This is a genomic window from Tibeticola sp. (assembly GCF_022759015.1).
Classification (GTDB): Bacteria; Pseudomonadota; Gammaproteobacteria; order Burkholderiales; family Burkholderiaceae_C; genus Tibeticola; species Tibeticola sediminis.
The window spans coordinates 17,585-27,489 of record NZ_JAEMQB010000129.1 but is presented as its reverse complement, the minus strand read 5'-3'; the positions used below and the strand labels follow the sequence as shown (position 1 = coordinate 27,489).

At 71.1% G+C, this 9,905-nt stretch carries 11 protein-coding genes; all 11 read right to left on the bottom strand.

The features are described from left to right. Window positions 1-553 (bottom strand): adenosylcobinamide-GDP ribazoletransferase (locus tag JHC36_RS08410; RefSeq protein WP_287918184.1); only part of this gene is annotated, 553 nt, incomplete at its 3' end. Window positions 554-557: 4 nt separating this feature from the next. Beyond that, window positions 558-1,625: a nicotinate-nucleotide--dimethylbenzimidazole phosphoribosyltransferase gene (gene cobT / locus JHC36_RS08405; RefSeq protein ID WP_287918181.1), complete on the bottom strand. Its 1,068-nt coding sequence runs from the start codon at window positions 1,623-1,625 to the stop codon at window positions 558-560. Window positions 1,626-1,628: 3 nt separating this feature from the next. Next, entirely contained in the window at window positions 1,629-3,095 is a 1,467-nt protein-coding gene (locus JHC36_RS08400) for a cobyric acid synthase (RefSeq protein WP_287918179.1), read from the bottom strand. Next, window positions 3,092-4,087: an aminotransferase class I/II-fold pyridoxal phosphate-dependent enzyme gene (locus JHC36_RS08395; protein ID WP_287918176.1), complete on the bottom strand. Its 996-nt coding sequence runs from the start codon at window positions 4,085-4,087 to the stop codon at window positions 3,092-3,094. Before JHC36_RS08395 ends, JHC36_RS08400 begins: the two co-directional genes overlap by 4 nt. After that, the gene (gene cbiB / locus JHC36_RS08390; RefSeq protein WP_287918174.1) at window positions 4,084-5,049 is read right to left on the bottom strand and encodes an adenosylcobinamide-phosphate synthase CbiB; all 966 of its coding nucleotides are present in this window, start codon (window positions 5,047-5,049) and stop codon (window positions 4,084-4,086) included. The genes JHC36_RS08395 and cbiB overlap by 4 nt, the downstream gene beginning before the upstream one ends. A gap of 8 nt (window positions 5,050-5,057) precedes the next feature. Next, the gene (cobO, locus tag JHC36_RS08385) at window positions 5,058-5,627 is read right to left on the bottom strand and encodes a cob(I)yrinic acid a,c-diamide adenosyltransferase (protein ID WP_287918171.1); all 570 of its coding nucleotides are present in this window, start codon (window positions 5,625-5,627) and stop codon (window positions 5,058-5,060) included. Between the two features lie 12 nt (window positions 5,628-5,639). Beyond that, complete coding sequence (locus tag JHC36_RS08380) at window positions 5,640-6,431, bottom strand: ABC transporter ATP-binding protein (RefSeq protein WP_287918168.1); 792 nt, start codon at window positions 6,429-6,431, stop codon at window positions 5,640-5,642. Then, window positions 6,428-7,507: a FecCD family ABC transporter permease gene (locus tag JHC36_RS08375; protein WP_287918165.1), complete on the bottom strand. Its 1,080-nt coding sequence runs from the start codon at window positions 7,505-7,507 to the stop codon at window positions 6,428-6,430. The genes JHC36_RS08380 and JHC36_RS08375 overlap by 4 nt, the downstream gene beginning before the upstream one ends. Continuing rightward, window positions 7,504-8,376, bottom strand: coding sequence for an ABC transporter substrate-binding protein (locus tag JHC36_RS08370; protein WP_287918193.1), 873 nt, complete (start codon window positions 8,374-8,376; stop codon window positions 7,504-7,506). The genes JHC36_RS08375 and JHC36_RS08370 overlap by 4 nt, the downstream gene beginning before the upstream one ends. 38 nt (window positions 8,377-8,414) lie before the next feature. Next, window positions 8,415-9,068 carry a bifunctional adenosylcobinamide kinase/adenosylcobinamide-phosphate guanylyltransferase gene (locus JHC36_RS08365; RefSeq protein ID WP_287918162.1) on the bottom strand — a complete coding sequence of 218 codons (654 nt, stop codon included), beginning with the start codon at window positions 9,066-9,068 and terminating at the stop codon, window positions 8,415-8,417. Then, on the bottom strand, window positions 9,065-9,904 hold the full coding sequence (locus JHC36_RS08360; RefSeq protein ID WP_287918160.1) for an ABC transporter substrate-binding protein: 840 nt from the start codon (window positions 9,902-9,904) through the stop codon (window positions 9,065-9,067). The genes JHC36_RS08365 and JHC36_RS08360 overlap by 4 nt, the downstream gene beginning before the upstream one ends. Window position 9,905: the final 1 nt, after the last annotated feature.

Below are 9,905 nucleotides of genomic sequence, written 5' to 3'. Positions count from 1 at the left end.
GCGGTTTGCTTTTGGACCGCGGCGTGTCGCCCACATGCGGCAGCGTGGCGATCACCAGCAGCGGCAGCAGCCGCGAACTCACATGCGCGGCAAACAAAGCCCAGGCGGTGGCCAGCGCCCCACCCGCCTGCACCAGCAAGCCCAACAGCAGCACCTTGGTCAACAAAGCCAGCACCAGCGCGATGGCGCCATAGCTGCCGATGCGCGAGTCCTTCATGATCTCCAGCGCGCGCTCGCGGCTGACCGCACCGCCCAGCGCATCGGCGGTGTCGGCCAAACCGTCCTCATGGAACGCACCCGTCAACCACACGCTGAAGGCCGTGCTCAGCGCCGCCGCCACCCAGGGCGCGGCCGGCTGGGCGACCAGCGCCTGCATCCAGGCCCAGAACACCAGCGCCGTCAGCGCGCCCACCACCCAGCCCACGCCGGGGAAGTGCGCCGCGCTGGCGCGCAGCATGGCGGGCGTATAGCCCACCCAGCCCGCCAGCCGCCCGGTGACCGGGATGCGGGTGAAGAACTGAAGCGCGATCAGGAAATGCCGGATGAAACTCATGCCCTCAGCGTACCGCGGCTTGGGCGGCTGCGCTGGCCTCTTGCCGCGACACCCCGGCCGATTCGAAGCTGGCCATCTCGCGCAGGATGGCGCAGGCGCTTTGCAGCAGCGGCCAGGCGAGCGCCGCGCCCGAGCCTTCGCCCAACCGCAAGCCCAGATCGAGCAAGGGTTCGGCCTTGAGGTGCGCCAGCATCAGCGCATGCCCGCGCTCGCCCGAGCGGTGCGCGTACACGCAGCGCTGCAGCACGGCGGGCTGCAGGTGGCTCGCCACCAGCACGGCCGAGGTGGCGATGAAGCCATCGACCACGATCACGCGCCGCTCGGCGGCCGCCTGCAGCACGGCGCCGACCATGGTCGCGATCTCGAAACCGCCCAGGGCCGCCAGCGCATCGAGCGGTGCCTGCGCCTGCGCATGGCGCTCGAGTACCGCGCGCAAGATGCCGATCTTGTGCTGCACCGCCGCCGCATCGAGCCCGGTGCCCGCGCCGGTGCAGTCGGCAATGTCGAGCCCGGTCAAGCGGCTCATCAGCAACGAAGCGGCCGAGGTGTTGCCGATGCCCATCTCGCCGAGCAACAAGGCGTTGCCGGGCAATTCCTGGACCAGCGCAGCGCCGTTGGCCAGCGCGGCCTGGCACTGTTCCGACGTCATCGCGGGGCCTTCGAGCGCATCTGTTGTCCCCGGACCGAGCTTGGCGATGACGAGACCCGGGCGCGGCGCGAAGTCATGGCGCACCCCGCAGTCCACGACGGTGAGGCCGATGCCGTGCTGGCGCGCGAGCACGCTCACCGCGGCACCGCCCGCCAGGAAGTTCTCGACCATCTGCCAAGTCACGTCGCTCGGATAGGCCGAGACGCCGCGCGCCGCCAGCCCGTGGTCGCCCGCGAAAACGACGAGTTGGGGTTCGCGCAGCACCGGCGCCTCGGTACCGAGAATGAGGCCCATGCGCTGCGCCAGGCGCTCGATCTGCCCGAGCGAGCCCAGTGGCTTGGTTTTGTTGTCCAGCAAGTGCTGCAAGCGCGCTGCGAGCGCGGGCTGGGTGATGTCGTCGATGATGGGAGCGGTGAAGGTCATGGTTCAATCCTTGTGAATGAGGGCGTCGAGAACGCCGGGTTCGATGTGTTGTTCCAGAAAATCGGCCAGCCCGTCAAATACGGCCTCCAGCGTGGGCGCGGTAGCACCAAACAGCGCACGCAGCACTGCCGGGTCTTCGAACAGCCCGTGCAGGTAGCTGCCCCACACATTGCCGGCGACGTTCTGCCAGGCCAGGCCCGGGACGACTTCGCGCGCCACATCGCCCCGGGCGGCCATGGCTGGATGCTGCACGGTCTGGCCGTGGTGGATTTCATAACCCGAGACCCGCACACCGGACAGCGCGTGCCAAGGGCCCACGAGCTCGCCCAGGGTCACGGTGCTGCGCCGCACCGTCTTGTCGGTGTCGAACACCGTCACCAAGGGCAGCAGCCCGAGCCCCGGCGCGTTGCCGTCGATGCCGTTCGGATCGATCAGCGCCTCGCCGAGCACCTGCAGACCCCCACAGATGCCCAGCACCGCCCGGCCCTGCGCGGCGTGATGGGCCACCGTCTGGTCCAGCCCTTGGGCACGCAGCCAGGCCAGATCGGCCGCAGTCGATTTGGAGCCGGGCAGGATGATCCAGTCCGCCCCCGCGCAGTCGGCGGGCGTGCGCGCCCACACCAGGCGCACACCGGAGATGTTCTTGAGCGGCTGGAACTCGTCGAGGTTGCTGATGCGCGGCCAGGCGATCACCGCCACCGTCAGCCGCACCACACCCACCGAGCGTGAGCGGTCGTCGAAAACCCCGTCCTCTTCCGGCAGGCCGTGCTGCCACCACATCGGCAAGGTGGCGACCACCGGCACGCCGGTCAGGTCTTGGAGCCTCTGCGGCGCGGGCGCCAGCAGACGCGCATCGCCCCGGAACTTGTTGAGCACGAAGCCGCGGATCAACGCGCGGTCGGCCTCGGGCAGCAGCGCCCAGGTGCCGTAGAGGTGCGCAAACGCGCCACCGCGGTCGATGTCGGTGACCAGCAGGCAGCGCGCCTGCGCATGGCGGGCCACGCGCAGGTTCACGATGTCGCTGTCCATCAGGTTGATCTCGGCCGGCGAACCGGCACCTTCGATCACCACCACATCGTTTTCGGCCCGCAGGGCGTCGAGTGCGGCGGTGATGGAGGGCCAGACCCTCTCGCTGCGGCCGCGCCAGGGCAGGTCGCTGAGTTCGCGGCTGACTGCGCCCATCAGCACCACCTGGCTGCAGGTGTCCGCCTCGGGCTTGAGCAGCAGCGGGTTCATGCGCACCTCGGGCTCGGCCCGCGCGGCCAGCGCCTGGAAATATTGGGCGCTGCCGATTTCGCCCTCGCCGCCCGCCCCACCGGCCACCACCCGCGCGTTGTTGCTCATGTTCTGCGCCTTGAACGGCACCACCTTGAGCCCCTGGCGCGCATAGTGCCGGCACAGCGCGGTGGCCAGCCAGCTTTTTCCCGCGCCGCTGGTGGTGCCGAGCACCATCACACAGACCGCGCTCATGCGGCCGCCTCAACGATCGAGGCCCGCAAAGCCGCATCCAGCGCGGCCAGGGCCTCCGGGCCTTGCGCACTCAAGCGCCACCAGCCCGGCAAGCCAAACGAGCGGGCATCGCGCAGCCGGATGCCGCGCGCGCGCAGGGCGGCCGCATCGATCGGCTGCGGCGGCCCCGCGCAGAGATAGGCCGTGTCGCTCGCCGCACAGGTCCAACCGTGTCGGGTCAGGCAGGCACGCAAGGCTCGGGCCCAATCGGCCAGGGTGTGGCGGCTCTGAATCACCCAGCGCTGCACCGCATCCTGCGTCCAGGCGAGCAGCATGGCCTCGCCATGCGCGCCTATGGGCCAGGACGGGGCCAGCGCTTCGAGCGTGGGCAGTTCCGCCTCGGCACCTCGAGGGGCCAGGGCATAGGCCGCACGCACACCCGTTAGCCCGAGCGCTTTGTTGGGCGACCACAGTTGCCAGACGCGATCGAGTTGCGCGGGGCTCAGCGCGCTCGCCCCGGCAAGCCGCAGCGGCGCATAGGCCCGGTCGAGCACGACGGTGCGTGATCGGCTCGAGTCGAGCAGCGTCCGCACCGCCTCGGGCGACTCGCCCTGCCCCAGCGGACTGCCCGGGTCGCAGAGCCAAGCGAGTTGCGCCTCCTGCGGCGCGCGCACACGCTGCATGCCCCAGGCGGTGGCCGCATGGGCGTAGTCGCCGTAGGCGTGTTCGGGGGTCCAGAAGCGCTGGTCGCCCGCGCGGGCGCGCCAGGCCGTGAGGCGCTGGATGCCCTCGCTCGCGCTGGCCAGCAGCAGCACCCGCGCTGGAGCCACGCGGTGCAAGGCCGCAAGCGCGGCACGCAGCCGGGTGTAGCTCGGGTCGGGGTAACGCGTGGCATCGGCGTTCTGCACGGCGCGCAGCGCCTCGGGGCACGGGCCACAGGCGTTGGCGTTGCTGGAAAAATCCCAACGCACGGGCCCCAGCGCGTCGGTGCCGCCGTGGATGCGCGGCGTCATCTCCAGCCCCCCAGCATCCCCCCTGCCGCCAGCACCGCCAGCGCGCCGACCACCGATCCGCAGCGACGCAGCGCCGCTGCCGTGTCCGCCGGTTCGGGTGACCGCCCGCTCGGGTTGAGCAGGTACACGCCGGGCTTGCCCAGGCGGATGCCCAGGCGCACCGCCAGCGCGCCCATGGGCCAGCCGCCGTTGGGCGACAGCGTGCGGCGCCCTTCGGCCCGAATCGCTGGGAAGTTCCGAACCAAGGTCGCCCCGGCAATCCCCAGTGCCGTGAGGCGTGCCGGCAGCCACGACAGCCCGTCGTCCACCCGGGCGGCCCAACGGCCGGCCCAGGTCCAGTCGCGGCCGCCGCGCTCGCCGAGATAGCCCCACATCGCATCGGCCGTGTTCGCATATCGGTAGACGGCTGCACCCGGCAGGCCGGCGATGGCGAACCAAAAGATGGGCGCCACCACCGAGTCGTTGAGGTTCTCGGCCAGCGTGGACAGGGCCGCTTCACGCACCTCGGTTTCGTCGAGCACGGCCACGTCGCGGCTCACCAGCCGGCCCACACGCTGCCGGCCCGCCTCGAGCGACTGCGCCAGTGCCACCTCGACCGAGCGCACCTCGTCGCGCAGCATGCGCCAGGACAGCAGCGGCTTGAGCAGCCCGCCCAACAGCAGCGTCTGCCAGACCGCGCTGTGCCCGAGCACGGCCTGCGCGGCGAACCACGCCAGTCCGCCGACCAGCGCCGCGCCAAGGCTCCAAGCCAGTGCACCGCTCCAAAATTCAAAGCACGGTCGCGCCGGCGTCCCGCTGGCGCGCGACACCCGCCGACCCACCGCGCCGAGATACGCCCCCATCGCCACCACCGGATGCAGCCGCGCCGGCGGCTCGCCCCACACGAGGTCCAAGGTCAGCGCGACCAGCACCGCGCCCGCGAGCACGGCCGGGTCAGGGGTGGGCCAGGGCAGCAGGTCCATCAGTCCTATCAATCTTCGATGCCGCGCTGCGCCGGAATGCCGGCCTGGAACGCGTGCTTGACCAAGCGCATCTCGGTGACGGTGTCGGCCAGCTCGATGATCTCGGGTGGGCAACGGCGTCCGGTCAGGCAGACATGCACATGCTTGGGCCGATCACGCAGGGTTTGTAGCACGCCGTCCAGCGGCAGCCAGCCGTAGATCAGCGGATAGGTGATCTCGTCGAGTACCACCAGAAAGTGCTCGCCGCGCAGGATGGTCGCGCGCGCCCGCTCCCAGCCCTCGCGCGCCAGTTGGGCGGAGCGCTCCAGGTCTTGGCTCTTCCAGCTGAAGCCATCGCCCAGGCCCTCGATCGGGATGCCGATCTGCTCGAACATGCGGTGCTCGCCAAAGCGCGCCGTCGGCACCTTCATGAACTGGTAGATCTTCACCCCCTTGCCCCGACCCTGCGCGCGCAGCGCCAGGCCGAAGGCCGCCGTGCTTTTGCCTTTGCCGTCGCCGGTGTGGACGATGAGCAGGCCGCGACGTTCGCCCTCGGGCTTGTCATAGGGCTTCTCGCTCGGTGGGGTTTCAATCTGCATGGCGAAGCTCCGTCAGGTGTTGGGACGTGGGAGCACCACCCACTGTCCCTGGAGATGGTGCACAGCGATGCGCTGGTCGAACACCGCCTCCAGCGCGCGGTGGGTGTTCGGGTCGGCACAGGGACCCTGGTGGGTTACGCGGCCCTGCGCCATCACCACCAGTTCGTCGGCGTGCAAGGCCATCCCGATCTCATGCAGCACGCTCACCACGGTCCGGCCGGCGCACACGAGCCTGCGCACGAGTTCCAGCCAGTCGGCCTGGTGCGGTGGGTCGAGATTGGCGAGCGGCTCGTCCATCAGCAGCACCTGGGCCTCGACGGCCAAGGCGCGGGCCAGCAGCACGCGCTGGCGCTCACCGCCTGAGAGCTGGCCCAGCGAGCGGCCGCGCCACTCCCAGGCCTGCGTCGCACGCAGCGCGCGCTCCACGGCGGCACGGTCGGCCGCGCTGGGGGCGCTGAGCCAAGCTTGATGCGGCAGACGGCCGAGCATGGCCACATCCCACACGGTCAGGTCGTCGGCGCTGCCTTCGTTCTGACCGAGCCAAGCCAGCTGCTGCGCGCGCTGGCGCCGCGGCCAGTCGGCCAGGGGGCGACCCAGCAGCGCCACCGTTCCGCGGCAGGGCAGCAAGCCCGCCAACGCTTTGAGCAGCGTGGATTTGCCCGCACCATTGGGCCCGACGATGCAGGTCCAGCGGCCACGTGGCAGCGCGAGCGTCAAGTCATGGAGCACCTCCGCTTCACCCAAGCGCGCCGACAGGCCACGCGCCAGAATCGCCGCAGGCTGGGTCTGCGCACGCGCGTTCACAGCCCCGCCCCCCGCGACAGCCGCGTGTTGCGCTGCATCAGCCACAACAAGTAGCCGCCGCCGAGCGCCGCGGTGAGCACACCCACTGGCAGCTCTTGCGGCGCGACCAGTCCGCGCGCCAGCGTGTCGGCGGCCATCAGCAAGGCGCCCCCCATGGCGCTGGCGAGCAGCATCAAGCGGGCGCTGGTGGTCTTGACCAGCGAGCGCACCAGATGCGGCGCGGCCAGGCCCACGAAGGCGATCAGCCCGGTCTGCGCCACGGCAGTCCCAGTCGCCAGCGCCAGCACGGCCACCAATGCGGCGCGCATGGGGACCAGCGGCAGGCCCAGGCTGCGCGCGGTCGCATCGCCCAGGCTCAGCCCGTCGAGCGCGCGCGCGAGCAAGCCAGCCGCGAGCGTGCATCCCCCCCAAACCGCGGCCATCAAAGCCACCGCGGTCCAGCCGACGAAACTGGTCGAACCCAGAAGAAACGCCTGCATCGCCTGCAGCGATTCGGGCGAGAACAGCAGCACGAGCTGAGTCAGCGCCCCCAGCACCACGCCCACCACCACGCCGGCCAGCAGCAGCCGCAGCGTGTGCGCGACACCGCGCGAGAGCAGCAACGTGAGCAGCACCGCCACCACCGCGCCCCCGAAGGCCGCGCCGGTCAGGCCCAGCCGCACCCAGACGTTGCTGGAAAACACCCCGGCAGCGGCGCCGGCGTTCATCATGGTCGCGCCCAGCATCCCGCCCGCGCCGCCCATGCCCACCAGCGCCAGCGCCACGCCCAGCGACGCCCCCGAAGCGCTGCCCAGCAGGTAGGGGTCGGCCAGCGGGTTGCGAAACAAGCCCTGCGCCACCGCCCCGGCCAGCCCGAGCAGCGCGCCCGCAGCCCACGCGCCCAGGGTGCGCGGCAGGCGGATGTCGAACACGATGCGCCGCGCCATGGCGGTGGCATCCGGGTCGGCCTGCGGGGCCAGCAGCGCTCCGATGAGGTTCTCCAAGCCCGCGCTGCCGACACACACGCCCAGCGCCGCCAGAGCCAGCGCCGCGACGATCAGCGCTGCGAGGATCCCGGACGCGCGACGGGCGTTCACCGCCGGCCTCCGGAGGCGGCGATGGCGCGCGGGGCGCGCTCGGCGAGGCAACGCGCCATCAGACGCGCGCCCTCGGCCATGCGCGGACCCGGCCGCACCAGGATGTCGGATTCTTCGACCGTGAACAGGCACAAATGCCCGCCGCGCAAGGCCCGCAACTCGGACCAGCCCGGCCGTTGCAGCAGCGCCGGCCCGGTGCGGGCAGCGACCATGATCAGGTCGGGATCTGCGCGCACGATGTATTCGGGGTTGAGCTTCGGGAAGGGCCCCAGCGCGGCCGGCACGATGTTTTTCGCCCCGAGGCGGCTGAGCGTCTCGCCGATGAACGAGGACTCCCCCGCGGCGTAAGGGCCAGGGTCGACCTCGAAATACACCCGGGTGCCACGCGCCGATGCGGGCACGGACTGGGCCGCCGCGCGGATCGCCGCATCGATATGGCGCCAGACCCGATCGGCATCGTCGACCTCGAGCAGCTCGCCGAGCTTGAGCAACACCCGTCGCACGTCGGCATGGCTGCGGGGCTCGAGCGCGACCACGGCCACGCCGAGCGCGCGCAAACGATCCGCCGCGCGCGAGGAGGTCGCCATCAGCACCACATCGGGCCGCAGCGCGACGATCTGCTCGATGTTCGGATCGAGCCCCCCACCGACGCGCGGCAGGCGCTGCAGCGCTTGGGGCCACTGCGTGTAGCGGTCGACCCCGACGAGGCGGTCGCAGCGGTCGAGGGCGCACACGCTCTCGGCCAAGGACGGCAGCAGGCTCACGATGCGCTGCGGCGCGCGGGGCAGCATCACCGACACGCCGCGATCGTCCGTCACCGTGACCGGCGCGGCCCGCGCCGGCGCCACGAGCGCCCCGCACAGCCCCAGCGCGACCCACACCCACGCCCACCAACCGAGCACCCCTTTCACGATGCCCCCCCTTTGAGCGTCAAGGGTAAACCCGCGCACATGAGCGTGACGCGCGCACACACCCGCGCGACGGCCTGGTTGAGGGCGCCGAGCGTGTCGACGAAGGCACGCACCTGCGCGCCGAGCGGAATCACGCCCAAGCCGATCTCGTTGCCCACCAGCACCACCGGGCCGGGCGCGGCTTCGATTGCTTCAATAAATGGAGCAATATCCGCCCATTTCACGCCGGCATCCGCCGGTTTTGGTTCCCAATCGACGGCTGCGGGCATGCACAGATTGGTCAACCACAGCGTGAGGCAATCGACGACGACCAGGGTCTCGGGTCGGCTGCAGGCCGCGAGCGTCTCCGCCAGCGCCCGCGGCGCCTCCACGGTGCGCAGCCGCGGCACGCGAGCGGCGCGGTCGCGGCGGTGGCGCTCGATGCGATCGCGCATCTCCGCGTCGAACGGCTGCGCCGTGGCGATCAGAACGGCATCGTGCTTGGGCGAGGCCGCAAGCCACGCGGCGGCAAGCGTCTCGGCGCGGCGGCTTTTGCCGCTTTTCTGTCCACCCAATATGAATTCGCTGCGCGCGAGGGGCTCCACGCGGGCCGATGCCTGCGCTGCGCCCGGGCCCGCGCTGGTCTGCGAACGGACGGGCTCAGCGCTCATCGCGGTGTCCCTTCGATCGACGCGCGCATCCAGCCGCCAATGATGCGGTGCAGCTGCTCGACGCCATCGCTCAATGCGGCCGGCCCGGGCTGCAGGATGTCGGCCGACTTGATCTCGAACAGCTGCCCGTGCCGCACCGCGGGCACGTCCTGCCAGCCGGGCCGCGCGGCGACCCGCTCGGGGCGAAACTTCTTGCCGCACCAGGAACCGATGATGATGTCGGGTGCGCGCCGCACCACTTCGGCCGGGTCTGCGATGATGCGCTGCTTGCCCAGCGGCTCGGCGGCCAGCTCCGGGAAGATGTCCTCGCCGCCCGCAATCCCGACCAGCTCCGACACCCAGCGGATCGCGCTGATGGCGGGCTCGTCCCATTCCTCGAAATACACCCGGGGCCTCCGCGCGCCCGCGCGCACCAGTGCGCCGGCCTCAGCCGCGATGTCGTCGAGCCGCGCGCGCAGCGCGGCGAGGCGCGCCGCCCCCGCCTCGGCGCAACCGACGATGGCCGCTACTTGGTAGAGCATGGCGAAAATCTCGTCCACGCTGCGCTGGTTGAACACGGTCACCGGCACCCCGGCGCGTATCAAGGCAGCGGCGATGTCGGCTTGCAGGTCGGAAAAGCCCAACACGCAGTCGGGCTGCAGCGCCAGAATCTGATCGATCTTGGCGCTCAGAAACGCGCTGACCTTGGGCTTTTCCGCGCGCGCGCGCCGCGGCCGTACCGTGTAGCCGCTGATGCCGACGATGCGCGCCTCCTGCCCGAGCAGGTACAGCCACTCGGTCGTCTCCTCGGTCAGGCAAACGATGCGTTGGGGGAGCCAATTTTCGAGGAAATTCATG

Bases quoted from the DNA above. Each gene is read 5' to 3' on its own strand.
- cobO (WP_287918171.1), bottom strand. From the start codon at position 5,627: ATGCAGATTGAAACCCCACCGAGCGAGAAGCCCTATGACAAGCCCGAG.
- JHC36_RS08400 (WP_287918179.1), bottom strand. From the start codon at position 3,095: ATGAGCGCGGTCTGTGTGATGGTGCTCGGCACCACCAGCGGCGCGGGA.
- JHC36_RS08395 (WP_287918176.1), bottom strand. From the start codon at position 4,087: ATGACGCCGCGCATCCACGGCGGCACCGACGCGCTGGGGCCCGTGCGT.
- cbiB (WP_287918174.1), bottom strand. From the start codon at position 5,049: ATGGACCTGCTGCCCTGGCCCACCCCTGACCCGGCCGTGCTCGCGGGC.
- JHC36_RS08360 (WP_287918160.1), bottom strand. From the start codon at position 9,904: ATGAATTTCCTCGAAAATTGGCTCCCCCAACGCATCGTTTGCCTGACC.
- JHC36_RS08365 (WP_287918162.1), bottom strand. From the start codon at position 9,068: ATGAGCGCTGAGCCCGTCCGTTCGCAGACCAGCGCGGGCCCGGGCGCA.
- cobT (WP_287918181.1), bottom strand. From the start codon at position 1,625: ATGACCTTCACCGCTCCCATCATCGACGACATCACCCAGCCCGCGCTC.